The organism is Humiphilus diazotrophicus, from assembly GCF_059726315.1.
Window position 1 is genome coordinate 149,185 of record NZ_AP040870.1, and the last position, 26,244, is coordinate 175,428.

At 49.6% G+C, this 26,244-nt stretch carries 22 protein-coding genes; 3 read left to right on the forward strand and 19 right to left on the reverse strand.

The features are described 5' to 3' along the window. Nucleotides 1-8: 8 nt before the first annotated feature. The 16 genes from AC6I7T_RS02465 to AC6I7T_RS02540 all read right to left on the reverse strand — a co-directional run bounded on the left by AC6I7T_RS02465 (nucleotide 9) and on the right by AC6I7T_RS02540 (nucleotide 19,387). Entirely contained in the window at nucleotides 9-1,172 is a 1,164-nt protein-coding gene (locus tag AC6I7T_RS02465; RefSeq protein ID WP_497791703.1) for an SDR family oxidoreductase, read from the reverse strand. 214 nt (nucleotides 1,173-1,386) lie between these two features. After that, nucleotides 1,387-2,907 (reverse strand): UbiD family decarboxylase, encoded by a 1,521-nt coding sequence (locus AC6I7T_RS02470; RefSeq protein WP_497791704.1) that lies wholly within the window; start codon nucleotides 2,905-2,907, stop codon nucleotides 1,387-1,389. Between the two features lie 70 nt (nucleotides 2,908-2,977). Further along, nucleotides 2,978-4,060, reverse strand: a complete 1,083-nt coding sequence (locus tag AC6I7T_RS02475; protein WP_497791705.1) for a GNAT family N-acetyltransferase — start codon at nucleotides 4,058-4,060, stop codon at nucleotides 2,978-2,980. After that, nucleotides 4,047-5,114, reverse strand: coding sequence for a glycosyltransferase (locus AC6I7T_RS02480; protein ID WP_497791706.1), 1,068 nt, complete (start codon nucleotides 5,112-5,114; stop codon nucleotides 4,047-4,049). The genes AC6I7T_RS02475 and AC6I7T_RS02480 overlap by 14 nt, the downstream gene beginning before the upstream one ends. After that, complete coding sequence (locus AC6I7T_RS02485) at nucleotides 5,105-5,941, reverse strand: PIG-L deacetylase family protein (RefSeq protein WP_497791707.1); 837 nt, start codon at nucleotides 5,939-5,941, stop codon at nucleotides 5,105-5,107. The genes AC6I7T_RS02480 and AC6I7T_RS02485 overlap by 10 nt, the downstream gene beginning before the upstream one ends. Nucleotides 5,942-6,032: 91 nt before the next feature. Further along, nucleotides 6,033-7,391 carry a Na+/H+ antiporter NhaA gene (nhaA, locus tag AC6I7T_RS02490; protein WP_497791708.1) on the reverse strand — a complete coding sequence of 453 codons (1,359 nt, stop codon included), beginning with the start codon at nucleotides 7,389-7,391 and terminating at the stop codon, nucleotides 6,033-6,035. 202 nt (nucleotides 7,392-7,593) lie between these two features. Beyond that, nucleotides 7,594-8,358, reverse strand: a complete 765-nt coding sequence (locus AC6I7T_RS02495; RefSeq protein WP_497791709.1) for an SGNH/GDSL hydrolase family protein — start codon at nucleotides 8,356-8,358, stop codon at nucleotides 7,594-7,596. A 112-nt stretch (nucleotides 8,359-8,470) separates the two neighbouring features. Continuing rightward, nucleotides 8,471-9,223 carry an SDR family oxidoreductase gene (locus AC6I7T_RS02500; RefSeq protein WP_497791710.1) on the reverse strand — a complete coding sequence of 251 codons (753 nt, stop codon included), beginning with the start codon at nucleotides 9,221-9,223 and terminating at the stop codon, nucleotides 8,471-8,473. Between the two features lie 180 nt (nucleotides 9,224-9,403). Then, nucleotides 9,404-10,483, reverse strand: coding sequence for a protein-glutamate methylesterase/protein-glutamine glutaminase (locus tag AC6I7T_RS02505; RefSeq protein ID WP_497791711.1), 1,080 nt, complete (start codon nucleotides 10,481-10,483; stop codon nucleotides 9,404-9,406). Between the two features lie 23 nt (nucleotides 10,484-10,506). Beyond that, a complete protein-coding gene (locus AC6I7T_RS02510; RefSeq protein ID WP_497791712.1) occupies nucleotides 10,507-11,400 on the reverse strand; it encodes a CheR family methyltransferase in 894 nt (297 codons plus the stop codon). 108 nt (nucleotides 11,401-11,508) lie between these two features. Beyond that, entirely contained in the window at nucleotides 11,509-13,557 is a 2,049-nt protein-coding gene (locus AC6I7T_RS02515) for a HAMP domain-containing methyl-accepting chemotaxis protein (protein ID WP_497791713.1), read from the reverse strand. A 46-nt stretch (nucleotides 13,558-13,603) separates the two neighbouring features. Further along, entirely contained in the window at nucleotides 13,604-14,113 is a 510-nt protein-coding gene (locus AC6I7T_RS02520) for a chemotaxis protein CheW (RefSeq protein ID WP_497791714.1), read from the reverse strand. Nucleotides 14,114-14,132: 19 nt separating this feature from the next. After that, nucleotides 14,133-15,833, reverse strand: coding sequence for a methyl-accepting chemotaxis protein (locus AC6I7T_RS02525; protein WP_497791715.1), 1,701 nt, complete (start codon nucleotides 15,831-15,833; stop codon nucleotides 14,133-14,135). Then, on the reverse strand, nucleotides 15,830-17,926 hold the full coding sequence (locus tag AC6I7T_RS02530) for a chemotaxis protein CheA (RefSeq protein WP_497791717.1): 2,097 nt from the start codon (nucleotides 17,924-17,926) through the stop codon (nucleotides 15,830-15,832). Before AC6I7T_RS02530 ends, AC6I7T_RS02525 begins: the two co-directional genes overlap by 4 nt. A 9-nt stretch (nucleotides 17,927-17,935) precedes the next feature. Then, complete coding sequence (locus AC6I7T_RS02535) at nucleotides 17,936-18,238, reverse strand: STAS domain-containing protein (protein ID WP_497791718.1); 303 nt, start codon at nucleotides 18,236-18,238, stop codon at nucleotides 17,936-17,938. Between the two features lie 555 nt (nucleotides 18,239-18,793). Next, the gene (locus AC6I7T_RS02540) at nucleotides 18,794-19,387 is read right to left on the reverse strand and encodes a cupin (RefSeq protein WP_497791719.1); all 594 of its coding nucleotides are present in this window, start codon (nucleotides 19,385-19,387) and stop codon (nucleotides 18,794-18,796) included. Nucleotides 19,388-19,604: 217 nt separating this feature from the next. Between AC6I7T_RS02540 and AC6I7T_RS02545 the strand changes: the two genes are divergently transcribed. From AC6I7T_RS02545 to def, 3 genes are all read left to right on the forward strand, one after another. Continuing rightward, nucleotides 19,605-20,552, forward strand: coding sequence for a bifunctional helix-turn-helix transcriptional regulator/GNAT family N-acetyltransferase (locus tag AC6I7T_RS02545; RefSeq protein WP_497791720.1), 948 nt, complete (start codon nucleotides 19,605-19,607; stop codon nucleotides 20,550-20,552). Next, on the forward strand, nucleotides 20,549-21,106 hold the full coding sequence (locus AC6I7T_RS02550; protein ID WP_497791721.1) for a GNAT family N-acetyltransferase: 558 nt from the start codon (nucleotides 20,549-20,551) through the stop codon (nucleotides 21,104-21,106). Before AC6I7T_RS02545 ends, AC6I7T_RS02550 begins: the two co-directional genes overlap by 4 nt. Before the next feature lie 116 nt (nucleotides 21,107-21,222). After that, on the forward strand, nucleotides 21,223-21,825 hold the full coding sequence (def, locus tag AC6I7T_RS02555) for a peptide deformylase (protein ID WP_497791722.1): 603 nt from the start codon (nucleotides 21,223-21,225) through the stop codon (nucleotides 21,823-21,825). A gap of 47 nt (nucleotides 21,826-21,872) precedes the next feature. On the opposite strand, the gene AC6I7T_RS02560 is transcribed toward def, so the two are convergent. The 3 genes from AC6I7T_RS02560 to AC6I7T_RS02570 all read right to left on the reverse strand — a co-directional run bounded on the left by AC6I7T_RS02560 (nucleotide 21,873) and on the right by AC6I7T_RS02570 (nucleotide 25,534). Further along, nucleotides 21,873-22,367, reverse strand: coding sequence for a Rid family hydrolase (locus AC6I7T_RS02560; RefSeq protein WP_497791723.1), 495 nt, complete (start codon nucleotides 22,365-22,367; stop codon nucleotides 21,873-21,875). 177 nt (nucleotides 22,368-22,544) lie between these two features. Beyond that, nucleotides 22,545-24,176 (reverse strand): flavin monoamine oxidase family protein, encoded by a 1,632-nt coding sequence (locus AC6I7T_RS02565; RefSeq protein ID WP_497791724.1) that lies wholly within the window; start codon nucleotides 24,174-24,176, stop codon nucleotides 22,545-22,547. A gap of 1,016 nt (nucleotides 24,177-25,192) precedes the next feature. Further along, complete coding sequence (locus tag AC6I7T_RS02570) at nucleotides 25,193-25,534, reverse strand: hypothetical protein (RefSeq protein ID WP_497791725.1); 342 nt, start codon at nucleotides 25,532-25,534, stop codon at nucleotides 25,193-25,195. Between the last annotated feature and the right edge of the window lie 710 nt (nucleotides 25,535-26,244).

Here is a 26,244-nt window from a genome sequence, read left to right on the forward strand (position 1 = left end):
TATTCGGACTAGATCGATGGATCAGGAATTGTTGAAGGTGGATCGCTGGTTGGAAAGCTATTAGCAATGGTTTCGTCGAGCCCTCGCTCCCGGGCTGAAATGACTCCTTCATTCACCGCCATTGGCCGCTCTCGGATGTCCCTGTTGGCTTTTTCGGGAAAGGGCGTGACGATGGCTCTAGATTTAGCTGCCGAAGTAGTTCTCCGAATCGAAATTATTGCTGCAGATACTAACGCACCAAGGCCCAGGAGTGTTGGCATGCCAAATGTAGAGCGATTTCCTTTTTCCCATCCTCCACTCACCTTATGCTTATCTCTCATAGGGTGAAAGAGATTTCCATTTGTTGGGGCTGCAAACAGCTCTTCTCGTTGATGCTGCTTTTGCACTGTCTTGGCCAGCTGCTTATGCGTCTGCCATGGCATGCCGCTCTCCATGGTATTCATGACTTTGGCTGATGTCCCGACAAAGACCTCATCCTGAGGCGTTTCAATGAGATCTACGATGGTATCTGCAACATCACTTGCAGGGTAGACCGGAGGCATAGCCTTAATCGGATGCCCCATATGATTGCCTGCATGCTGGAAGAGTGGAGTATCGATTACTGCTGGCATAACGGTACAAACGTGAATGTTCTGTTTTCCTTCAAGCCAGAGTTCCTGGCGCAGGCTTAAGCCGAGTCCACAGATGGCATGCTTCGACGCGGTATAGGCAGCAGAATAAGGTTCGGCAAGCTTTCCAGCGATGGAAGCAACATTGATTAGAGTTCCTGTGTCAGTCTTCACAAAGTGCCGGATCGCCTGTTTGGCCCCATAGAGATAGCCAAGAACATTCGTTTCAATGACTCGGCGGTCCTCTTCCACAGGTACGTCCTGGAATCGCCCAATGGTCGTAACCCCGGCATTATTAATCCAGATGTCGAAGGTTCCAAACTCCTGCAAAGCACGCATGGCGAGCGTTTTCACGGCAGTTTCCTCTGTAACTTCCGTTTGTACTGCAAGGATCTGTATTCCCGATCGTCTGCATTCCTTGGCTACATCATCGAGCATACTTTTTCTACGAGCTGCGAGCACAAGATTGACGCCGTGCTCGCTAAGTTTCAGGGCGGTAGCACGCCCAATTCCACTGGACGCTCCGGTCACAACCGCAACCATACCAGATAACCTTTTAGTCATTGGGGGCTCCTTCATTTCGAAATGAAATCCTCGTGGGCTTCCCTCGCTTCGGAGGCACCTGCGCGGGATTCACTCTTTGGGATGCGTAAGGAAGGATGGTGTAACAAGACATTACAGAATTGGTGTGATCGGCCTCCTTGCGGGAGGCCTTTTTGATTTAGAGATCACAAGAGGAAATTGCCGATCTCTTATGCAGTCTGACTAGCGGCCTTCCTCAATCTATAGTGAATGGACGTTTCGAAGGCTTAAGGAATGGAGCTATGTCCAGCTCCTTGAACTTTGCACGGATGAAGTGTGCTTTCAAAGGAAAGGGAACGGTACAATCGAAAATCGTCTTGCATGAAGTGCCATTCACAACCAGCTGTGGATTGAACTCAGGCGTTTGAGAAGGGTCCAGCGGATGCCCGATTACTCCCGGCAAGAAGATGGTGCTTCGATCACCCTGATAGCGGGTAGTCATAGCCCAGAGGACATCATTTGTGTCGAAGATATCGACATCTTCATCGACGAGGATCACATTCTTGAGCTCATGATAGGCGGCCAGAGCAATGAGCGCTGCTTGTCTGGCTCGTCCTTCATCGCTGGGAGCAGATTTCTTAATCTGCATAACAACCAGATATTTACCGCCGCCAGAAGAATGAGCATAGCAGTTTAAGACGCGTCCAGGCATGGCCGCATTCGTTGCCTTAAGAATACTGGCTTCGGTAGGAATGCCGGCGAGGTTCACATGCTCTTCTCCTGGCCCAACGATGGTCTGCATAATCGGATTACGGCGATGCGTAATAGCTTTAATCCGTATTACCGGGAGTGACGGATTAGCAGGCCCGTTATACCCGGGAAACTCGGGCATGGCATGACCGGTATTCGTGTTAATGTCCTCGCGAATTCTTTCGTTGGGAAGAATCTCTCCTTCCAGAACAATCTCAGCATCAGCGATTCCATATTCATTCACAGTCAAACATTTTGAGAGCTCGACCGGACGTCCACGCAGCCCTCCTGCAATGTCAAGCTCGTCAAATCCCAGAGGCGTTGTAGGCGCTTCAAAGCTCACTGCCAGATAGATAGCAGGATCAAGGCCTATGCTTATTGAAATGGGAAGCGGAATTCCTTTCGCCTCCGCTTTCTGTCGAAAGACATCTATGTGGCGGCTGGGAGCAAAGAAGATGCTCAGCTTGTCTGGGCCCTGGACACACATACGGTGAATGGTAATGTCATGCTCGCCCGTTTCTGGATCGGTAGCCCGAACGATTCCGAGTGTAAAGAATGGACCCGCATCTTCGGGAGTATTTGTTGGAGCGGGAAGAACTTTCAGAATCTCTACAGGATCGCGATGAACAACCTGCTGGCAAGGTGGTTGCTGTCCTTGAAAAATAATCGGTGGAACGGGATTCTCGATAGCGTCGAGCATGCGGAATCCGAGGTTTTCAGGCGTGGTATTGAGTAGCAAAGCTGAGCGCTCGCGGCTCGCGAGGACACCTGCGACAACACGCATGCCAGGGTATCCCTTGATGTTTTCGAAGAGCATCGCCGGACCAACCTTCGTTGGCCTTTCAACCGTACCTCCAGCCCCAACGTAACGATAGACTCCGGCCAGTTCGGCATTAGGATCGACAGGAGTTTCTGTTCTTAGCAATTGTCCTGGGGTCTTTTCAAGAAGCTGGAGTGCCGATCGAAGATCGTGAATGGAAGACGCGAGCGATTTTGCTCTTGGAGATTCTGCTGCTGCGATTGTCATAACTAGATTTTACGTTCAGCTGTACTGTGATCGGCAGCAATTCTGCTTTATTCGAAATGTCTTTTGTGTCTTATGCCTTCATCCGAAAGACCAGATCTTGAAAGTGCGTACGCTGTGTCTGCTGCGGAGATAGCTCAAGTGCATAGGTAGGATGGAATTCAGCTCCCCAGAAGTCTTTATACCGCTCTCCACCACGAAGAAGATCGACAGCCGACGCACCTTCAGCCTTTGCAGCTTCATAAGCGGCTGCAAATAGAAGTGTTCCCGGACTTAAGAAGCGGAAGCCCGGATGAAAGCCACTGAGATAGTAATAGAACCTGCGATCGTTGAGGCCTGGACGATCGGCCAACACGTAGAGAACTCCGATAATTTCTGAATTCAACGTTAAGGCATAGAGACGCAAAACATTCTTGCGCTGAAGAAGAGGAATCGCTTCACGGTGATGTTGCAATACGTGCTCATCGGCGAGCACTCCGAGTTGCCCTTCGAGGCTCCAGCGTTGTTGATGTAAGGAGACGAGCGACTCAAAATAGAGAAGTGCTGTTTCCTCATCGTTGGCTAGCTTGAATTCGAGTTCTCCCTCTTTTTGTGCACGCCGGCGATAGTAGTTGATATTTCGCAGTAATTTTGCGGGAAGCGTTTTGGCCTCGTTGAGTGTTAACAAGGAACAGGAATCGGTCTGGTAACAACGGCTGTTTCCCGGGAAGAAGTCGGCAATCTGTAATAGTGGCGAACCGCCTCGCAGTTGTGCCAGATGAGCTCTATCCCATCGATAGCTATGTTGACTCAAGCAATCGGCAATGACTGAAAGTACATTCTGGCTCTGCTGTGAACTTGCTTGCCCTGTACGAAAGAGGCCATCCAGATAATCGCTTGTTCCTGCACCAAGGAGGAGGAGTTGCCGTTCATTTCTGTCCACATCCCGGTATATGTAGAAGGGAACTAGAGCTGACAATAGATTGTTTTCATATATTGCAAGAATGAAGAGGTCTCCTGATTGGAAGCTTCTCCACCATGGCAGCAACCATTGAGGAGATTGAAAGGGAGTAGAGATAGAACTATCGGTCCATAACCGCTCCCACGCCTTTTCAAGAGCCTGTAATCCCTCTGTATCTTGAACTAAATCTAGCCGGACGCCATCAGACAACAGCATGGTGGAGGTCTCCCGAGGCGAGTCGAGATAACAGCATTTGCTTATATAAGGAAAGATACTGATCGATCATCCGTTGTCTGGAAAAGCGTCGCATTGCCGCTTTTCTGCACATTGCAGGCGAGATGAAGGAAGCACATCGAATCGCTTCTGCCATCTCTGAGGCTGTATTCACAAGAAAGCCAGTAACCCCATCTTCGATAATTTCAACAAGTGCTCCGGAGGGGAAAGTGATTACCGGAGTACCGGCTGCAAGGGCCTCCATTGCGACAAGAGAGCTTGTTTCCGGTGCACGGGTTGGAACAAGCAAGCAACGAGCTCCTTGCAGGAGACGTCGTTTGCGTGACGGCGACAACGGACCTAAAAAGCGATTCCTGCCCCTCAAGCGAGGTTCAATCTCATCGCGGAAGTACTGAAGGTGTTCGGCATATGGAAACACCTGTCCTCCGATGAGTACAGGAATTCCTGCTTGCATGCTAGCATCCAGCGCGGTATGGATATTCTTCTCAGGACAGATGCGTCCTAGAACCAGTGCATATCCATGTTTACCGTGCCTTCCTTGAGCTTCTAGGTCTACTCCATTCTCAATGACAGGTAAATCAGCGAAGAGGTTAGGACAAGCACTTCTCTGCGATTGCGATACACATTGCATCTGGATATGAGAGAAGGTGGAAGACCATACCTGTGGCGGATACCATGATGGCGGCAGGTGCAACGTGGCAAGAATTGGAATATGTTTGGGCAGAATATAAGAAGTGAAATCAATCCCGTGGAGATGGATTAGGTCCACCTCGTGCGACTGTAGTGCGCGGTCTATATTTCCTTGGTGGAGCCGTCTTGCCCAATCTTGCACTTGGTCGGAGAGCTGTCCGGAGGGCACCGCGGTGGAATAGAGCACGCCTTTTGTTCTGGAACCTTCTTGCGCCACTACTATCGAACGGTTCCCGGTTTTAACAATAGCCTGATCGAGCGCAGACAAAATCTCCTCAGCTCCTCCTACAGCTCCCTCTCTTACTGGAGCAAAAGGGTAGGCTACGCTCAGGACTGTTAATTGCATACTGTGGCCTCCGGAAGGCAGAAGGTCTGGACGATTTTTCGGAATTTCTCCCCGGTCATACCCCATGGAAATTTTTCATAGAAGAGCATCCCGTCATGCGGAGGGCGGCTGAAATCATAAGGGGGAGCAATACGGTATCGTTCGATGTCAGTGGAGAAATAACTGAGGGTCTCCTTCTGTGTGGAAAAGCATGCCAGGAACTCCTTCTTTCGTCTGCTTTCCCTCTCAGTGAGTATTCGAGTCACGCTGTATCGTCCAGTGGGTTCCGGAAGAAAGCAGCCGGTTTGGATCCCTTTCGGTCCCAGGTGATAAAAGGTGGCTTCTGCAATAACTGGACGCAGCTCCTCTTCGAGAGCCTGTACCGCCCGCTGAACGATCACGGCACAAGCATCGTGATCTGGATGACCCCCTTCGTATGGGTGAGTCAGGATCAATTCTGGAGCGTATTCCCGCAGCAAAAGGACTAAGCGCAAAATGAGGCTGCCTAGATCGAATATCGTCCGCTGATCCGAAACCTCAAGATTGAGTCTTTCCGCATGTGGAATTCCGGCATGAATAAAGGCGTTTTTGAGCTCATTCCTGCGCGCCTGCCGATATGCAGCAAGTGTCGGGAAACCATGCGTAGCGGAGTCAGCTTCGTCCAAGGGTGCGCCATCGGTCACATGCACAAAGAGACTCTGCTTGTGCCGGGCCAATCTGCCTCCAAGGGCTAGAACTTCATCGTCAGGATGGGCGACGAAGATCAAGGTACGAGGAACGGAGCGAGGGTCCGTATCTGAGGCTGTAGCTAGCTCCAATAGCTCCGCTGGATGGGTAAAGGTTAACAACCTCTCTGCACCTCCTACTTTCTACGAAGAGAGCAGGAGGGCAGAAGATGCCCTATCTAAAGGAACTCCGCATTAGCTATTCGGAGCATCTCTATTCTTGCGGATCGATAACCGTTTTTGGCGTCGTTCGCAGAAGAAGGAGACTTCCTATTAAGGCAGAAGTTGCAGAAGCCAATAGGATTCCGACCCTGGCAATCGAATAATTTGCAGAATTCCCGAAGGCCAGGTTCGCAATAAAGATGGAGATCGTAAAACCAATGCCGCCCAACCAGCTCACGGCATGCAACTGTTGCCAGCTTACGTCATAGGGAAGATGTGCCAACCGCAGTCGCACCGCCAGCCACGAAAAGAGTGAAATGCCTATCGGTTTTCCGAAGAGAAGACCAAAATAGATGCCCAGGAAGGCGGGGTGCATGAGATCGGAAAGGTGTACTCCCTGAATGCTGATTCCTGCATTCACAAAAGCAAACAGCGGGACAATGCAGAAGCTTACCCAGGGATGGATACGGTGCTCCAGGCGATCGAGTGGTGATTCTACCAACTCCAGTCCCGCTTTGAGGCGATGGAGAGACTCTCGCGCAGCAGGTCCTCCTCCATTTTGCTTTTCCAGTGCAGCGTGCTCAAACTCTGATAGCCGAACCCGGCCGCGGGCCAGAAAAGTACGGGGGTCAATAAAGGTCCGTACGGGAATCGAAAGTGCTACTACCAACCCTGCTAAAGTGGCGTGAACACCGGATTTAAGAAGCGCCAGCCAGAGGAGAAATCCAATTGCGAGATAGACCCTGAGCCGGATGACTCCTGTGATATTGGCAACAATACAGGCACCAAAGCACAACGCCGCAAGTACCAGCATTCCAATTCTCAAAGTGCTTGTATAGACAGTTGCAATTACGAGCACACCTGCAATGTCATCGGCGATAGCGAATGCCGTAAGAAAGATCTTGAGTCCTATTGGAATCCGTTTGCCGAAAAGAGCCAGGATAGCCAGAGAGAAGGCGATGTCCGTTGCCATCGGTATTCCCCAGCCTCTGCTCGTCTCGTGCGCGTGATTGAATGCTGCATAAATCAGAGCTGGAACAATCACACCACCGGTTGCTGCTAATAAAGGGAAGAGTGCCCGGCGAACGGTGGAGAGTTCACCGAGGATCATCTCTCGTTTGATCTCAAGGCCAACCAGGAGGAAGAAGAAGGCCATGCAGCCATCGTTGATCCAGAAATGAAGAGATTCGTCTAGCTGTTGCGCCCCCGCTCCAATCACGAGGGGAAACTGCAACAGGTCTGCATACCATCTTCCCCATCTGGAATTTGCCACCATAAGTGCAGCTACTGTGGCAATGAGCAGCAGCAAGCCACCTGCAGCCTCCATTGCGGCGAAGCGATGGAAGGGCTGCAAAAGCCGCGAAATCGGCCTCGGCTGGATTGGGGGTAGTGTGCGTTCCACCATACTCATATATGCTACCGAACTTCAGAGTTGCACATAAGTAATTCGTGGCGATCACATTGTGAACAGTAGAATCGGATAGGACAAATGCAAAGATAGGACGCGCAGGAGCAATACGCAACGCACTCCTGCGCACCATCTCTCAACGACACTCACTCTGGGTAATCTACAGCTCGGGATTTTCCCCGGGTAGAGGTCTCATATGGTTTGCTTAGGACGCCTTCCTTGCAATGACCTGAGCAATCGCCTGTTCTGCCAGCTTTTGCATGATGGCATATCCCGCTGGAGTGGGATGAACACCGTCACGGCTCAAGCCTTCGCGCATACCGTGCCGGGTGTCCTGCAGTGCAGAGTAATAATCCAAATAAATCAGATGATGCTGCTCCGCATAGCTCTTCATCCAGATATTGAGATCACCGATCTTTTCGACCGGCTGCAGGCCTGGACGCCATGGATAATCGAGAGCGGGAAGCACAGAACAGAGCACGACCTGAATCTTGTTCTCCCTGGCCAACTCAGCCATTGATGTGAGGTTGTCTTCGATGGCCTGCAAGGTCGTAGGTCCGGTATTTCCAGCAATGTCGTTTGTCCCGGCCAAAATCAGAACAGCCGCTGGCTTTAGCGCGATCACATCGGGGCGGAATCGAATCAGCATTTGCGGAGTCGTTTGCCCGGAGATGCCCCGATTCACATAGGGCTTTCCTGGAAAATATTCTGCAAGGTTCCATCCGTCGGTAATGGAATCGCCCAGGAAGACAATGCGATTTTCTCCGGGAGCCGGAGTTGCTAATTGCTGGTCTGCGTCATGATAACGGGCAAGATTGGGCCAATCCATTAGTATCTTCTGTTCTCGAGTCAAGGTGGGCGGAGTGGTCGGTTGTGAAGCAGTAGGTGCTGGGGCAATTTGTCCTGAGACCGGCAGGGCAATAGAGCAGCTTAGAGCTGCAATACAAGCAAACAGCAAGGACGTTTTCATGCACTTCCTTCGTTGTCAAATCTCTATGAAGGAATCCTAGAATGTTTTCACGATTTGTGCAGCAGGCGGCAGCAGCTGACGATGGAATCGCTGCTGCCGGAGGCGGGAATTGTTACCAGGGAAGAGGTTCACCCAGATGAAAATATCCACCTGTCGGACCGTCGTCAGGCAGAAGCGCCAGCTGAACGCTGGTTTTGCTGCCATCGCTTACTTCCATCGGAGCCTGTGATCCGCCCATGTCGGTTTTTACCCAGCCCGGATGTGCCGAGTTCACCTTGATTTTGGTATCGCGAAGCTCGTGTGCAAGATGGACGGTGAAGGCATTCAGCGCTGTTTTCGAAGAGTTGTAGCCGAAAACCTTTGCACCATAGATCGGAGAGTCAGGATCGGAATGTAGTTTTAGAGAGCCCAGAATGCTGGAGAGATTCACGATTCGTCCAGCTGGAGCCTTCTTTATAAGAGGAAGAAGAACCTGAGTTAAAGCTACCGGGCCAAAAAAATTGGTCTCAAAAGTTTCATGTAACACTTGAGGGCTGACGGAAGTGACGGTGTTTACAAGGAAATTGTCTGAATCTACGGTCTCCTTCGAAACGCCGGCATTATTGATCAGAATATCCAGCTTGCCATAATTCTTGTCGAAATAGTTGTAAGCGTTCTGATAGTCAGCAGACTTTGTGATATCGAAACGCAAAACCTCTGCCTTGATTCCTTCAGAACGGAGTTGCCCAGCGACGGCTTGCCCCTTCTCCTGATCACGTACGCCGAGCACTACAGCAACCTTTTCTTTGCCCAGCCCCCTTGCCGTTTCAAGTCCGATACCGCGATTTGCTCCAGTAATAAATGCAACTTTTTCTGTATTGCTCATGTGATCTCCTGAAGTAATGTCAACTCTGGAAATTATAGGTGGCAGGGAACTCCTCCCTACTGGATCGGCTGACACCGTCGAATGCGGGTCAACCGAGCATCCAGAAGATCTGATTCACAATCCGCAGTGCCAGACTCACTTTTCGAAGATCTTGGACATTGAGGGCGAATCAGCAGAGATTCAACGGCAGAGTCGGACAACTTCTTGAGCTATGTGTCCAAGGGGCAGGACACGATCGACCCCTCCAAGCTTGATAGCTTCTGCCGGCATACCGAAAACCACGCAGCTCTCCTCGTTTTGGGCTATGTTGAAAGCGCCTCCCTCCTTCATCTCCAACATGCCTTTTGCTCCATCGTCGCCCATGCCCGTCATGATTACACCGACGGCATTTCTGCCAGCGTATCGTGCCGCAGAGCGGAAGAGGACATCGACAGAAGGCCGGTGTCGGCTGACAAGGGGGCCATCTTTAACCTCAACGTAATAACGGGCTCCGCTTCTCTTCAGAAGAAGATGTTTGTTGCCCGGAGCGATTAGTACTTGTCCGCGAATAACGGAATCGTTATTTGCAGCTTCCTTTACCGAAACGCGACATAGGGTATTAAGCCTTTCGGCGAAGCGTGCAGTAAACTTCTCAGGCATATGCTGAACGATTACAATTCCGGGTGCATCTGACGGAAGGGATTCCAGCAATTCTCGTAGCGCTTCGGTTCCACCTGTTGAGGCGCCAATGACCACAACCTTCTCGGTGGTTTGAATCATCGCTTGAGAATTTGGTTTGGCAATTACGACATCCGCGGTCAACTTGGGCTTTACTTCTATAGTAGGTGCGGGTGCCTTCTGCTTCCGGACTCCAGCGCAAGCGGCAGCCTTAACCACATCACAGATTCGGACGCAGGATTCTTGTAAGAACTCCTTTGTTCCTAATTTTGGTTTGGTAATGATGTCGATAGCGCCCCGCTCCAGGGCGACGAAAGCCGATTCCGAGCCTTGTTCTGTCAGCGTAGAGCAGATCACGACCGGGATCGGATGCTGCGTCATGATCTTCTGCAGAAAGGTGAGTCCGTCCATTCTCGGCATTTCGATGTCGAGGGTGATGACATCCGGAACTTCCTTCTTGATCCGCTCGACCGCAACGAAAGGGTCGGAGGCGGTTGCCATCACTTCAATCTGCGGATCTGACTCCAAAATCTCTTTCATTGTCTGACGCACAGAGGCAGAATCGTCGACTACTAGTACTCGGATTTTCTTTTGACCCGGCATGAATCTTGAACCTTACCTGGAAGCTAGTAAACCTTTCGGAAGACCGACGAGGAGACCTGCGCTACTGGGATCTCCAGTGTGGCGATAGATTCTGAATGTCCTACAAAAAGAAAACCTCCCTGCTTCAAATTTCTGCAGAGCTTATTTACTACTGCCTCCTGTGTAGGTTTGTCAAAATAGATCATCACATTTCGGAAGAAGATAGCATCGAACATGGTTCTTATGCCGTAATCTCTATCCATAAAATTCAACCGGTGAAAGCTGATTTTGTTGCGCAGTTCGGGGATAACACGAATCTTTTTGTCGTTATGATCTCTACTACGAAGCAGGAATGCCCGGCGCATTTCATGAGGCACCGGTTCGACCAGCTCTTCCGCATAGATACCTGCTTTGGCCTTTTCCAGCATACGTGTCGAGATGTCTGTTGCCAGGATGGCATAGTGGAAGCCTGCATGTAGCTTTGCATACGACTCGAGGATCATCGCCTCGGTATAGGCTTCCTCTCCGGAAGAGCACCCCGCACACCACAAAGTGAAGCGTTGAGAAGCTCCGTATTCCTCCCAAAATTGAGAAAGTACTGTATTCCGGAGATAGTCGAAGTGCTGAGGCTCACGAAAGAAGTCTGTCTTATTCGTAGTTACAGCATCGATGAAGTGAACTCGCTCTTCCTCTGCATGAATGGAGTCGAAAAGATAAGTCTGATATTCGTCGAGAGATTGGATCTGCAGAAGCCGTAAGCGCCGCATGAGCCGGCCCTTGAGCATCGTAACTTTCTCTTGCGACATCTTGATTCCCAGCTCTCGGGTGATGAACTGGGAAAAACGGGCAAAGCTCTCTGGCGATAGAGCCAATCCAGAGCTGTCCGTGTCATCTAGAAATAGATTATCTTGTCCTTTGATTGGCAATGTCGATTCCATGATCTATACATTTCGACGCCTGTAATCGGCGTTCTCACATTTAAAACCTTTTGCAATAGAGGGATTGGTAGAAGGTTCTCTGCCATCCCTCTGGCAACGACAGATCCCTTAATAACGAGTGAACCCTGTATCCTGCGAATCACTACTCCCAGTGTTGAGATCCAAGTCAATAGAGGTTCCATTAGAAGCGCTTGTATGAGCCGTAGCAACTTGTGCATGTCCATTATGGAACTTGGAAGTACGTTGCTTATTAAACGATGAAGCATGAGCAGGCTTTGTCGTAGTTACAAGAGCTTTCTTCTTGTTTCCTGTATCGAACTTGAAGAAGGCTATGGTTGACTGCAGCACTTCAGCCTGGCTCGATAGCTCCTCTGAAGTGGCTGCCATCTCCTCCGATGAAGCTGCGTTCTGCTGAATGACCTGATCGAGTTGTTGAATGGCCAGATTTACCTGTGCGGTTCCCGTATTCTGTTCCTTGCTGGCCGCTGCAATCTCCTGTACCAGGGCCGCAGTCTTGCGAATGTCGGGAACAAGTTTATTAAGCAATTCTCCTGCACTCTCGGCCAATCCAACTCCATTTATGGTGAGGCGGCTAATTTCGGCAGCGGCTATTTGGCTCCTTTCGGCAAGCTTACGGACCTCAGAGGCAACAACGGCAAAACCCCTGCCGTGTTCTCCGGCACGTGCAGCTTCAACAGCAGCGTTGAGTGCCAGCAGATCGGTCTTTCTAGCGATCTCTTCGATGATGCTGATCTTGTCTGCAATCTCACGCATTGCTGTTACCGTCTGCATGACGGCTTCGCCCCCGGAACGGGCATTTTCGGCAGCTGCCGAAGCAATCTTGTCCGTCTGACTGGAATTATCTGCATTCTGCAGGATACTGGCAGCCATCTCTTCCATTGCCGAAGTAGATTCTTCTGCGGAGGCCGATTGCTCCGCAGCACCCTGTGAAAGAGATTGCGCTGTAGCACTTAACTGCTGGCTTCCGGAAGCAACATTGTCGGCTGCTGAAGAGATGTCCGTTACTGTCTCGCGCAATTTTGCCAACATGTGCACAAAGGCATTGCCTAAGGCATCGCGATCGGAGAGGGCCCGGGCTTCGATAGTAAGATCTCCTTCCGAGATCTTGTTGGCAACATAAGCCGATTTCTGCAGATTCTCAACCATGTTCTGCATAGCATTGCCTAAAGCGTCGCGTTCGGAGTGAACCCTAACCTTCACATTGAGGTCTCCTTCGGCAATCTTTGCGGCAATACCGGCTGAATGTTGCAGATTTTCGATCATCAGTTTCATCGCTTTTCCGAGAGTGTCTTTTTCTCCGAGAACTTTTGCTTCGACACCGAGGTCTCCCTCGGCGATCTTGGATGCTATCTGTGCCGACTGGCGGAGATTTCCGACCATACCATTTATCGCACCGATCATCCTTCCAATTTCATCCTCGGAGGTCACGGAAAGTGTTTCGCTAACATCCCCCTGAGATACCTTTTCGATTAATCCCAGCGCTTCCAACAATGGACGGGTAATACTGCGAGTGATTGTTACGGCAATTCCCAATGCGGCAATCACTGCAACCAATATGCTGATCTCTACCATCAGCTCCGAGCTATCGATAGCAGACTGGATTGCCTTGCCTGCCTCATCCCCGTTTTCCTTATTAAAGGAAACCTCGGCCATGGTTGTTTCTTCATACTTCTTTTGTACTGGCTTAAGCTGCTGGTTGACCATATCCAGCGCTTCTTTATTCTTGAGTGCGGAACTGAGTTTTAGAACCTCTTCGATAGTAGACCAGTATGCATTCCGGTTCGATTTAACAGCATCGAAGAGCTCCCGATCTTTCTCTGTGGTGATCGTCTTTTCGTAACCGGCTTGTAACTCAAGGCTGGCAACCCGGAACTCCTCAATCTGACTCCCCAGCCTTGACATTTCAGCGTTATCTGTAGAAATAACATGGAGCAACAAGAGATTCATGGTGCGATCCACGTTGGTCTGAATTTGCCCGGTCATATAGACACCGGGCAGACTGTCGGTAGTGATACGTGTGGCTCGTTTCTCAATTGCCTTGAGCTGTATATAAGAGAATGTACCGAGAGCAACAGCGATCAGGATAACAACAGCAAAACCAGCAGTAATTCGCTTTCCTATATTCCAATTCTTCATTGTGATTTTGTTCCTTATCGTTGTCAGGATGAACTCGTGCTAGGGCTCAACCGATCGTCGTTGTCTCTTCCCGTGTTGTACTGGCTTCCTGAACAAGAGCCTGTTCCTCAGAGGTAAAGACGGCATTGATGTCAAGAATGATGATGAAATCATCACCGCGGCGTCCCATTCCTTGAATCAGTTCGGTGCGCCAACGCATAGCAATACGCGGCGCAGGATTGATCTGACTGGGATCGAGCTCAATTACTTCATGTACGCTATCGGCAACTCCTCCGATCACCGTACTCTCACCATCAAGTTCAAGTTCCATTACGACGATACGAGTGTGTACTGTTTCCTCTCCGCGCGGCAGACCAAACTTACGTCGAAGGTCTACTACAGGGATCGATCTTCCGCGAACATTAACTACACCCCGCATATATTCCGGAGCAGTAGGGACTTTGGTGATTTGCGAGAGTTCCAGTACCTCCCGCACTTGGGAGACATTGATCGCGAAGAGCTCGTCTCCCAGTTTGAAAGTCATATATTGAGCGGTTTCGGTAATTGCGTTACTCATGTCTGTTCTGCCGTTGTCCTTAGTAATTCGTAAACTCCAGATCGTGTACGTCGCTCGTACCGTTATTACTGCTCAACTCAATTGCAGCGCCAGCGGGATCTGAGAAACGGGGTGAAGCTGCAACTGTCACTTTTGTTTTGCCCGCGCCGTTCGATTGAGGAGTTGTCCGCCCAGCAACAACCCGTGTTTGCACCTTTGTCTGCGCTCTGCGTCTCTGCCCATTGCTGTCTACCTTGAAGAAAGTCAATGAGGTTTGCAGGATCTCTGCCTGACTGGAAAGTTCTTCTGCCGTTGCCGACATCTGCTCGGAAGCTGCAGCATTTTGCTGAATTACCTGATCCAGCTGCTGGATTGCCTGGTTAACCTGGGAGACTCCGGAGCTCTGTTCCTTGCTAGCCGCTGCAATTTCCTGAACGAGAGAGGCTGTCTTGCGAATATCAGGAACAAGTTTGCTCAGCAGTTCGCCTGCGCCCTCGGCAACATTGACGCCATTAATTGTGAGATGGCTGATCTCCGCTGCTGCTACCTGACTACGTTCAGCAAGTTTACGAACTTCAGATGCCACAACCGCGAATCCCTTGCCATGCTCCCCAGCACGAGCAGCTTCAACAGCTGCGTTTAGAGCCAGAAGGTCAGTCTTACGGGCAATCTCTTCGATAATGCTGATTTTCTCGGCAATTTCCCTCATCGCAGTCACAGTTTTGATTACTGCTTCGCCGCCCGAACGCGCATCTTCTGCTGCGGCGGAGGCTATCTTGTCTGTCTGGCCGGAGTTGTCAGCATTCTGAAGGATGCTGGCTGCCATCTCTTCCATGGCCGAAGTACTTTCTTCGGCAGAAGCAGATTGCTCTGTTGCACCTTGCGAAAGCTGCTGCGAGGTTGCCGCCATCTCCTGGCTTCCGGAGGCGACGTTGTCCGCTGCTGCTGAAATTTCAGCGACGGTACTTCTCAGACTTTCTACCATGCTATTGAGGGCCTCCATCATCTGGCCCAACTCATCACGGGAGTTCACTTCAACGGTATCGCGGAGATCCCCGTGTGCAACTTGACCGACCAGCTTGACTACTGCTTCAAGAGGTCCAGTGATACTGCGGGATATAACAACAGCAATTGAAATAGCGACAACTAAAACAATACCGAGACAGACCAGTACGCCGATTCTTGCACTATCAATGGAAGACTGGGCTGTTTTTACAGCCTGCTCACCCGCTGTCTTATTAAAGGCCACTTCAGCATCGGTTGCTTCAGCATACTTCTTATAAAGAGGCTTAAGTTCTGAATTGACGACATCCATGGCTTCTTTATTTCTAGCCTGACGACTCAGCTTCAGAACATCTTCAAATCCAGACCAATACGCGGTTCGCGCATTCATTATCTGGTCGAAAAGCGCGCGTTCTTTATCGCTGCTTATGAGCTTTTCGTAATTGGTGAAAATGCTGGCGTTAGCATTCCGGAGAGCCTGGATATCTAGCTCCAGCGCAGCCATCTCGTCTTTATCCGATGAGAAGACATGCTGCATCAGGAGAACCATGGACCTATGTACGTTATTCTGAACTTGACCGATCAGGTAGACACTCGGAAGGCTATCCTCCCCGACCTTGGTCGTATTCTTATTCACAGCTCCAAATTCAGTGTACGCGAATCCACCAAGAATAAGTGTGATAACAATGATGGCGCTAAACCCAGTAATAATCCGCGTGCCAATTTTCCAATTCTTCATATTCTTCTCTCTGTAGATTCCGATATGCTTGCAGAAATGTGATGCTGGTCCAAGTTAACTGACTCTTTCATAGCTCCATCAACGAACTCAACTAAGCCAGCGATGTCTAAGATCAATGCCACACGTCCGTCTCCCATGATGGTGGCACCTGAGATAAGAGAAATATCCTGATAGAACTTGCCTAAGGATTGAATTACTGTTTGATGGCTGCCGAGTACCCGGTCAACCACAATTCCTACATGTGCATTTTCCTGCCGCACGATAACAATCTTTTCGATCTCAGGCTCGTCGCCCTTGATGAAGAAGATCTCGCGCAGTCGGATGTAGGGAATAAGCTCACCCCGAACAGCAATAACATTTCGTTTATTCTTCTGGAAACGTTCTGAACGGTGCAACTCAACATTCTCTGTGACCACTGACATCGGAATGATGAATTGATCTCCTCCGATTTCGACCAAAAGTCCGTCTATAATCGCCAAGGTCAGCGGTAAGGTAAGGGAAATGGTCGTGCCTTGTCCGGCTTTGCTTGAGATGCTTACACTGCCTCTTAGAGCATCGATCTGACGCTTAACTACGTCCATCCCTACACCACGACCTGACACCTTAGTGACTTCTCTTGCCGTCGAGAATCCAGGCATGAAGATCAAATGTGAGATCTCCTTTTCGGAGAGAACAGCGTCTTGGGAGATCAAATGACGTTCATGCGCTTTCGCCAGGATTGCGTTTGTATCGAGTCCGCGACCATCATCCTGAATAGTTACTGCGACATTGGAACCGGTATGCGTAGCGGATAGGCGAATAGTTCCACGACGATGTTTGCCCAGTTTTTCTCTTTGGTCTGCAGGTTCGATTCCGTGGTCGATGCTGTTGCGAATAAGATGCACCAGCGGATCTCCGAGCTTGTCCAATACTGTTTTGTCGAGTTCGGTCTCTGCTCCCTCGGTTATCAGTGCAATTTCTTTTCCCAACTCCGCTGACAAGTCGTGCACTAGCCTCTTGAATCTATTGAAAGTAGCGCCTATTGGCATCATTCGGATGCCGAGGACGCTATCCCTCAATTCGGATATGAGCCTTTCGATCTCTTCTACCGGTCCTGCAAGATCTGGAGCATCGAATCTTGAAGCTGCCTGCATTAGCCTCGATTGATTCATGACCAGTTCGCCTACCAGATTCACAAGACGGTCAAGCTTCTCCGAGGGAACTCGGACTCCCGGATCTGGTGTATTCGTTTTGCGAACGACACTCTCATTTGTTTCTTTCGTATTATGGCGTTCGTTTTCATGAACGCCAGCACCTACACCGGACGCTTCTTTTGAGGGAGAATCGGTGATTGATGCCGCGGAGTTCGAGGTAGTCGATGAGCTTAACTCTTCGATTCGGATTTCGCTGCCATCTTCAACAAAAATAAACAGGTCCCTGACTGCATCGATATCGGCGTTTGATTTAAGGACGATGTCCCACCACAGGTAACAATCTTCCGGTTGAATGGAATCGAGTGCCGGAATCTCTTCCGAATGTCCAACGATCGTAGCCTCTCCGAGCTCTCGAATTTCGCGAAGCAGACATATCGGATTGGTTCCGCACTGCATGATTGAAGAGTTAGGACGGAACAGAATCTTCCATGTTTTGCCTTCAAGAACACGCTCGTTTGCGGAATTCAAATTGACGGAAGATGCTGTTTCTCCTGAGTCATGTGAGGCTTGATCCGGTTTATCCCCAGAAAGGGCTGCCAGGGCACGAACGATCTCTGCTCCTGCATCTGGCGCCGGAGACTCACCGTTGCGTGCGGCATCCAACAATGTTTTTATCTGATCCTTTGCGGCAAGAATCAATTCCAGAAGCTCTTTGGTCACCGAAAGAGTTCCACTTCGTGCTTTATCGAGTGCCGTTTCCAGGTGATGAGTAAAGTCGGCAATAGCATCGAAGCCGAACATGGCTCCAGAGCCCTTGATTGTGTGGAAGGCACGAAATAGTTGATTGATGGCTTCGTCATCAGGCTCTTTGTCTTCAAGATCGAGTACTACTTCTTCGATCCGGATAAGAAGATCTTCAGCCTCAACGAGAAAGGTATGGGATGGGTTTGGTTGCGACATCTCTTTCCCCTACTCCGCTTTGAGTTGCTCAGCGGATAAACCTAACATTGCAAAAGTCCCTACGATTGCAGGGGACATGTCTACTACAGAGAAGTGTTTCTCAACCTTTTGTGCGCTCTTTAGTGCTGCCAAAAGAAGTTGTGCAGTGGATACATCACATGATTCCACTTCAGATAAATCGAGCAAGATCTCCGCTCGACTTTCGATGAATCGTTGAAGCGTGTCTCGAAGGAGAAAAGCGTCATATATATCGATTGCTCCTGCAATTTTGAGCGGAGCAGGCTCGTTGTCTTCAGTCAAATGGAATGCCATGGAGGTAGTCCTCTAACGCAAATGTCGCCGCAGGAGTCTATGTAGTGACTCCTGTCGCTTTTGCTTCTTCTATCTCTTTCAACTTGCATAGACTTACGGCCAACACTTCTTTCCAGGGAATTCCTGTCTACGCTGCCTTTAGTGCTTGCAGTGGGCAGAAGATACCCTAATGAAGAGTCGCAGTTACATCAGTGTCGCTGGCCGTAATTTATCTGAAATGGATAGTAATCCATACGGAGAGTACCTTCGGTGATTTCCAACGTCTGTTATTTTGCACCGTTCCCTTTATAGGAGAAGGTTTGTACCTTTCTCACATTGCATCGTCGAATATTTCCCGAATCGAAAAGAAACCTATAGGAAGAGGAGTGTCCGGTCGAAGGAAACAGCTGAATAGCTGAACGAGAGATAAGTGCCCAAATTTTAAAGATAGATCGCTAAATCATTTAGAAATAATATCTTTATTTGCTCTGTGGCCTAAGAGAGGGCACAGAGAACCTATGCTGTCTCCTTCTCTTATGCGGAGCTTCGATGGAATCAGCAAAATCATAACCTGATTCAAATGCCGAGCCATAATCTTGTAAGTGGTCCATTTGCACCAGATACCGGATCGGATGCCGGGAAGGGAAGTTGAGACATTCGACGAATAGCTTCCGTATCAGGAGCTGAACGACATATATCCCAATGCTGACCAGGAGGATATGCTCCTATGACGAGAAAATCGGAACTGGCCTGCAACCGGCAATGCCCTGTGCCAGAGGGGAGTACCGCCACATCGCCTGCATGTATAACAATCGTTTTACCATTCTCTCCTCCCAGCATTAGCCGGCCCTCTCCTCCTGCAAAGCCGAGAACCTCATGAGCTGTTGAGTGGTAGTGATGGAAGTCGTAAACGCCATCACGCCATTGGGGTGGCCAACCGTTTCGCTCGAAGAGCTCTTCGAACTGCGAAGCCGCTTCCTTGCCATGTGCGATCAGAACTTTGCGATAGAGCAGTACTGGTAGATGCTCATTGTTAGGCATCCATCCATTGCGAGAAAGATGAAGGACCTCGGGTCGACTTGTGCTTGTTTCAGAATTTCCTGCGCTTCCAGATACAAGACCTACGGCTGCAAGCATGGTATTGAATTTGCGTCGATCCATTTTACTCATCGATTCTCCATCGGCTAAGCCAAACATTCTCTTTCTTTTGATGTTGCGAATGCCTTGTGCAGATGCGGCGGCTTTGGCTAGAGGTCACATCTTATGCAATTTTTCAACGACGCAATTTCATTGGAGCAGGGACCTTCGCTTATTCTCATTTCGAGTGAATCGATAGTTGACTGTGGCAATTAATACATGTGACTATAGCAAACATCTGGAGGACGACGTGGCAGAAGAGAGCAGCTCTGCAGCGAAGAGCCTTGTCGATCGCGTTCGCGCATTTAATCGTTTCTACACTCGCGAGATTGGAACATTGGAGGAGGGGCTCCTCCGCACGCAGTACTCTCTGACCGAAGGCCGCGTGCTCTACGAATTGGCGCATCGTGACCGCCCGCTGGCGAGTACCTTAGCCAAAGATTTGCGACTGGATCCGGGATACCTTAGTCGTCTTCTGCAAGGATTTGAGAAGAAAAAGCTGATTGTCCGTAAAGCAGGCGACAGCGACGCACGACAGAGTGTTATTGCGCTAACCAAAGCCGGACAAAGAGAGGCCGCACAGCTTGATAGGGCGTCCTCACATGAAGTTGCAGCCCAACTGGCGACCCTTTCGGACGAGCAACAGAGACAGTTAGTCTCTGCAATGCAATGCATTCAGGCGCTCTTGTGTAAGGACAGCAATTCGGAGGCTCCCTATATCCTTCGGCCACACAGGCCCGGTGACATGGGGTGGGTTGTGAATCGGCAAGCGCTTCTGTATGCACGAGAGTATGGCTGGGACGAGAGGTTTGAAGCGTTAGTTGCCAGAATCGTAGCGGACTTTGTCGATCATTACGACCCGCGAAGAGAACGTTGTTGGATTGCGGAGCGTAGAGGGGATTCTGTAGGTTCGATTTTTCTGATAAAGAATCCCGACAACCCGGAGGAGGTCGCACAACTCCGCCTCCTGTTTGTAGAAGCCAGTGCCAGAGGGCTGGGAATTGGCAGGCACCTGGTTCATGAATGTAGCCAGTTTGCGCAAAGTGTCGGATATAAAAGAATCATGCTCTGGACGAATAAGGGGCTTGATGCTGCTCGTCATCTCTATGAACAAGAGGGATACAAGCTAAAGAGAGAAGAACCTCATCGCAGTTTTGGAAGGAGTTTGGTTGGCCAATTTTGGGAGCTGGATTTATGACATCTCTGCATATTCGCCTGGCAACTACAGAGGACATTCCGGTTTTGCATATGCTCATCGAGTTATCTGTTCGAGGCTTGCAGGCTAACGACTATTCTCCAGTGCAAATCGAAGGAGCCCTGGGAACAGTGCTTGGTCTCGATACGCAGCTGATCAGGGATCGAACCTATTTTGTAGCAACTACAAATGAGGAACCGATTGTTGCTTGTGGTGGCTGGAGCAAACGCAAAACGCTGTTCGGCAGTGATCACGGTCCCAATCGGCAGTCTGCTTTTCTTGACCCTGACAAAGAACCAGCCAAGATTCGGGCCATCTTTGTTCATCCATCATGGGCCCGTCGAGGAATTGGCAGCAGAATTCTTGAGACCTGCGAACAAGCAGCTATTGCGGAAGGTTTTCACCGGTTCGAGATGGGATCGACCTTGACCGGAGTCCCACTCTATCGACTGAAAGGTTACAGTGAAATTGAGCGCCTCGACGTCCCTCTGCAAAATGGAGCTGCGCTGCCTGTAATTCGCATGACGAAATCCGTTGACATACGTAAGGCCGGTTAACAATCGACCATTTTTGACATTCGTTTTTCTCCAGGAAAACCGTATCTATATAGGAACTTTGTTGCATATGGGCGCGACCTCACGCGTTTCGCCACAATAGTGCTGAGGAGACTAGCTTGAAGATTAAGATATCCACGGTAGGAGAACAGGTATTACGACAGCGGGCGCGCGAACTCTCCATCGAAGAGATCCGGAGTAACGCCACACAACAGCTGATCGAATACATGAGGGAAACGATGCGCGATGCTCCAGGAGTAGGTCTTGCGGCTCCGCAGGTTGGGGTGTCTTTACAGCTGGCGGTTATAGAGGATCGTGCAGAATATCATAAGGCAATTTCCATAGCTGAGATGCAGGAGCGGGAACGCGAACCTGTTCCTTTTCATGTTCTGATCAATCCAAAGATTGAGCTGCTCTCCGAAGCCGATACGGAGTTCTTTGAAGGGTGCTTGAGTCTTCCCGGTTTTACTGCCCTTGTACCGCGAGCGCGACAGGTGAAAGTGGAATGTCTTAATCAGGAAGGGGAACCCGTCACGATTCATGCTACAGGATGGTATGCCCGCATTCTGCAACATGAGATAGATCATCTGCACGGAACGCTGTATATAGACCGTATGCGCAGCAGAAGCTTTTCTTCGTTGGAAAGCTATACGCGCTATTGGAAAGAGAAGCCCCTAAAGGAGGTTCGAGAACTCTTGAGATCGGACGCTGCTTCTAAGTGAAAAAGAGCCCCCATCTACGACAGAGATGGGGGTTGGAGAAGTGACCTCTATTTTGATTTCACTGCGATAACTTCGATTTCAACCAAAGCCCAAGGTGCCGCCAGTGCCGCTACCTGGAATGCGGCACGAGCGGGCTTATTGGGTTGCTCTTTGGTTCCGAAGAACCGCGTATAAGACGCCTGTAGACCTGGAAAGTCTAATTTGCCCCCATTGGCAGGATCACCCGCAAGATAGACATGCATCATGACAACATCACCCATCCCAAGTCCTTGTGACTTTAGAATGTTCTCAATTTTTGTCAGAATGCTAAAGGTTTGAGCTTTGGTATCGCCATAAGCTGCAGGAGTTCCTTTGGATTTGTCTTCAGGTGTAACTGGCGAAGCGAGTTGTCCGCTTACGTAAAGAGTATCGCCAGCCCAGACTGCGGATGCTATAGGAGATTTGTCATCCTGAATATGCTTTACAGGAGTTTGTGCCTGGAGAGATACGGAAATAGTGGCTGCGGAAATAACCATTGCAGCCAAAGCCCTTTTCTTAATCAACGTATTTCGCCTCCTTAAAACTCTGTTGAATCTGGGACATTCATTGCAAAACGAATGTTCCTCAAAAGCTAGCTCCGCCTTACTGCAATCTAGGAGAATTGATTGCTATTACCTGCGGACAAGCAGTATGCGGCCCCATTATCTTGTACAGAAGCTCGCATCCTTTCACGGCTGAAGCTAGACCGCAACCGGCCGCTGCCGGACCGGTCTGGTAGTTCTGGCAGCCTGGACTTGCTCTCCAATTAACTTCATTGCCCGTAAGGAGGATAAAGCCGCACCCTCCTGCCAGCCGACAATATGGCTACAGTGGTCTCCAACAAAAAAGAATGGGCCATCGGGCTGGATCAATTCTCTGTAAGGGCCATTATAGTAGTCGCTACCATCATCACTTTCTCTGCGTCTCGCATAGCTTGGCCCTCGGCCAATCCAGGAGCCAAGATTATAAGGAATCTCACCCCAGTTGATGTACACAGGCTTCTGTAACTGCTTGGAATAACCTGGATGCAATTTTTCTACCGCAGCACGGGAGGCATCAAATTTCGCCTGCAGGTTCGGCAATTTGCAGAGGTCTGTATAGCTCTCGACGGAATAACCGGCGACGATTACTCCGGTATCGCTGAAAAGCTTAGCACTGGGATACCAGACCAGTCCTACAGGGCCATTGAATACCCAGGAAATTCCACCATAGATATTAAAATCGGTCTCCCAGAAGCGCTTGGATTCCCAGGCAATTTTAAAGGCGTCGTCATAGCCGGTACTCGCAATTGCTTGCTTAATGCGAGGTGAGAAGTCATTAGGAATTTTCTGCAGAATAGAAAGAGGAAGTGCGCAGATGCAGTAATCAGCTTCAATCGCCTTAGGCTCTCCCTTTTGAGTATAGAGAACACGGACACCTTTCTCCGTACGCCGGATCTCATTCACCGGGGAATTGTATTGAACCGTATCCCCAAGGACCTTTGCAAAGGCAAAGGGAATTTGGTCCATTCCGCCGACGGGCTGCATCATAGTCGCCTGCATATCGAGCATTTCTTCGAAGAGCAGGCCATTCCAGAAGTCCGCATCGAGCAGTGTATGCATGTCGAGAGGAGGATTGAACTCTTCAGTTACGTTTCCGGCTCCAGGAAGCCGAAGATCACCGGAGCGTCCTGAGCCCTTATAACTCAGGTCATCTTTCAGATCACCGTAGATGCGTAAAAACTGGATCATACGATCACGATCTTCTGTTGTAAGCTCTTGATCCAGCCCATGCTGCCTGATGCTCTTGGCTAAGAGTTCCGACACATGTCCGCGAGTGTCATTAATGGCGCGACGTTGTTCGACAGCCTTTCCACCGAAGACCTTGTCATTAACTAAAAGGCTGCTGCGAGAAGTATTGACCTCAACCTCCAAAGGGATACCTAGCTTTCTGCAGTATCCGAGGATGTTCTTATGGATGGAGGGAAGTCTTGCCGGTCCGGCATTGAAGTAGCTATCGGAATTCCAGTCGGCAGTCTGCTTGGTTCCGTCGGTAAACTCAATCGTAGTCCCACTGCGTATTGTCCAGTTGCGCCCTCCGGGGCGTTGACGGGCCTCGAGCACCGTACATCGATATCCAGCTTGGCGCATCTCATAGGCCGCGACAAGACCGGCAATGCCGCCGCCCAGGATAACAACATTGACTCCTTTGCCAGCATCAGGGGAAGTATTCCACTCAACCGCTTCTGCTTCGGACATAGGCATGAGTCCCAGTCCTTGCATTGTTGCGAATGCAGCACTGTATCCTCCTGCTTGTCCAACACGCATAATGAAATCACGCCGCGTCATGGCCATGGCTGTCGTTCCTTTCTGGAGAAGAACTTTGATAGTAATCGTACTGCTTTGTGCTCAACTGCAAACTTGCTTTCCAGCTTTGTCTGGAGACAAAGGGGTCTGATTCGTAAAAGCTTTATCTAGTATTTGCGCAAGTCGTCTTTGTTTCCAGAGTGAGGAGCTGTGTTGGCGAGAATCATTCGGCACTTCAGTATCCTCCGTACAGAAAGAGAAGGGCTAAATGTCGGCGAGATGATGAACATCCCGGATCCTGATAAAAGTGTCCTTACATCCTGGTAACTTCGACCTGTATAAGACCGCAAATAGGCACCCGGTGCGAGCTGTGGCAATAATGTAGCGCATGCCATCGTTGCCCCGGGATAACGGCAGGCAATAAATAGTGTGAGGCCGTTTCGACACCAAATTCTGGGGTGCGAAATATATAGCTTTTCTTGCCAACGCGTACGGTAGCCGTACGTACAGCTTTACTGAACCAAATCTAAAGCTTTGAGTCTTTCTAGTTCACACTACGGTGTGCCAAACTGGTAGTAGGAATCATCATACTGTAATACACACGCTCCCCGTCAATAGTTTTTCCTGCCTGCTAGGCAGCTCAGTTGTCATGACTGGATAGATAAGCGTTTATGTGAATCGTCGCTCATCGGCTGTTTCAAGGAGGATTACTAATTCATGTTGACAATCCGTCAAATCGAATGCAATATCGAACCACCGGCGGTAGCGGACTGGCCTCCAATCATTTCAATAGCCCTGAATTTAAAGGAAAACGGCTCTGAACCCTGGAGTGGTGCATACGTGTTTTGACTTAACTGGGAGGTATGTTTGAATTCTTGCACCAGGTAGTTGCAGTACTGTCCGCCTGCACTTATGCATTTGCTGTGGCATGGTAGGGCAGGGAGGCGAATAATACAAAAGCAAATGCAGACTCTCCGTCAACTCATTCTGAACAACAACCAGAATTTCTACACACGGAGTTCTCCGGACAAATGTAATCTGCTCCAGAGGCTTCAAGTGGGATATCAGGATACGGCGCGTAAAGAGAGCAGTCGGGAAAAATCGACATCCGTATAGCCATTTTCTAGATCAGCGGTAAGGATCCTAATTTTAGAAATGCCAAGTTCCGTCGTCAGGTGTGAAATTACTTTCTGGAAGAGCGGATCGTTGTAAGGGACCCCATCCTCAATGTCCGGAGACTCAAAATAGAAGATACTTGCTGCACCTGGTGTTTCATCATATCGGCGTACTTTGAACATCCGGTTTTGCTCCAGATATGTATAGATTGTTCCTGAGTAATACCAGTCGCGAGTTTCATCGGTATGTTGATCGTCGGCATCTTCAAAGTGTTCTACCTGAACTTCCATTACTGAAACCCTCTCTTCCTTCTGAGCGTACCTGTCAAATTTCAAGCCCCGTATTTTTGCAGTAATAATATGACGCGCAACTCCTCTAATTGTTGCAATCGAATCTGCATTCTGGCCGAGATCCGGCCATTCAGATCAAGGTAACTGGAGAAAGAATCCGTTGTCCACCGGCTACCTCAATATTCCGAAAGGAACTCAGAGCAAGATTGGCTAGGAGAAGCTAAAGCACGTCAGGTGAGGGACCTGTAGCGCTACCCGAAAACGAGAGTATCACATAGCATCTCTCAAAAATGGCTAGAAAATCCCCCTACCTGGGCATTAGAGGCAGGCAACCTCATTCCGGATTAGGCAAAATGCATCCTTGTCTTTCTTTATATTGCGTGAAGTTTGAGCCTCAACATTGCCGGAATAAAAGGTTTCAATTTCACGTGAAGCACTCCGGTCGTGCTCATCTGAATAGACCACCTTCCATGACTCAGATAAATTTCCCTATATCTGTCGGTACCCCAATTGCTCTCAAGTGTTATGACGAGACACCTCTCCGAGATTACAGCCTATTAGTAGAAGCCGACACGGATATCAGATCAGTGATATTCCATATGTCACTTAACGGACACCAGGCTTATCTGTAGGAAGACGGGTTGAAGATTAGTACCCCGCAAGGTTTCTACAAAATGGACATATAACAGCCTCATTCAGCAGCAGATCTT

What these genes read in the sequence shown, in the direction of transcription:
- AC6I7T_RS02570 (WP_497791725.1), bottom strand. Translation starts at nt 25,534, where the DNA reads ATGGAAGTTCAGGTAGAACACTTTGAAGATGCCGACGATCAACATACC.
- AC6I7T_RS02530 (WP_497791717.1), bottom strand. Translation starts at nt 17,926, where the DNA reads ATGTCGCAACCAAACCCATCCCATACCTTTCTCGTTGAGGCTGAAGAT.
- AC6I7T_RS02520 (WP_497791714.1), bottom strand. Translation starts at nt 14,113, where the DNA reads ATGAGTAACGCAATTACCGAAACCGCTCAATATATGACTTTCAAACTG.
- AC6I7T_RS02470 (WP_497791704.1), bottom strand. Translation starts at nt 2,907, where the DNA reads ATGACAATCGCAGCAGCAGAATCTCCAAGAGCAAAATCGCTCGCGTCT.
- AC6I7T_RS02465 (WP_497791703.1), bottom strand. Translation starts at nt 1,172, where the DNA reads ATGACTAAAAGGTTATCTGGTATGGTTGCGGTTGTGACCGGAGCGTCC.
- AC6I7T_RS02495 (WP_497791709.1), bottom strand. Translation starts at nt 8,358, where the DNA reads ATGAAAACGTCCTTGCTGTTTGCTTGTATTGCAGCTCTAAGCTGCTCT.
- AC6I7T_RS02550 (WP_497791721.1), top strand. Translation starts at nt 20,549, where the DNA reads ATGACATCTCTGCATATTCGCCTGGCAACTACAGAGGACATTCCGGTT.
- AC6I7T_RS02535 (WP_497791718.1), bottom strand. Translation starts at nt 18,238, where the DNA reads ATGGCATTCCATTTGACTGAAGACAACGAGCCTGCTCCGCTCAAAATT.
- AC6I7T_RS02475 (WP_497791705.1), bottom strand. Translation starts at nt 4,060, where the DNA reads ATGCTGTTGTCTGATGGCGTCCGGCTAGATTTAGTTCAAGATACAGAG.
- nhaA (WP_497791708.1), bottom strand. Translation starts at nt 7,391, where the DNA reads ATGAGTATGGTGGAACGCACACTACCCCCAATCCAGCCGAGGCCGATT.
- AC6I7T_RS02515 (WP_497791713.1), bottom strand. Translation starts at nt 13,557, where the DNA reads ATGAAGAATTGGAATATAGGAAAGCGAATTACTGCTGGTTTTGCTGTT.
- AC6I7T_RS02505 (WP_497791711.1), bottom strand. Translation starts at nt 10,483, where the DNA reads ATGCCGGGTCAAAAGAAAATCCGAGTACTAGTAGTCGACGATTCTGCC.
- AC6I7T_RS02500 (WP_497791710.1), bottom strand. Translation starts at nt 9,223, where the DNA reads ATGAGCAATACAGAAAAAGTTGCATTTATTACTGGAGCAAATCGCGGT.
- AC6I7T_RS02540 (WP_497791719.1), bottom strand. Translation starts at nt 19,387, where the DNA reads ATGAGTAAAATGGATCGACGCAAATTCAATACCATGCTTGCAGCCGTA.
- AC6I7T_RS02480 (WP_497791706.1), bottom strand. Translation starts at nt 5,114, where the DNA reads ATGCAATTAACAGTCCTGAGCGTAGCCTACCCTTTTGCTCCAGTAAGA.
- AC6I7T_RS02525 (WP_497791715.1), bottom strand. Translation starts at nt 15,833, where the DNA reads ATGAAGAATTGGAAAATTGGCACGCGGATTATTACTGGGTTTAGCGCC.
- AC6I7T_RS02565 (WP_497791724.1), bottom strand. Translation starts at nt 24,176, where the DNA reads ATGGCCATGACGCGGCGTGATTTCATTATGCGTGTTGGACAAGCAGGA.
- AC6I7T_RS02510 (WP_497791712.1), bottom strand. Translation starts at nt 11,400, where the DNA reads ATGGAATCGACATTGCCAATCAAAGGACAAGATAATCTATTTCTAGAT.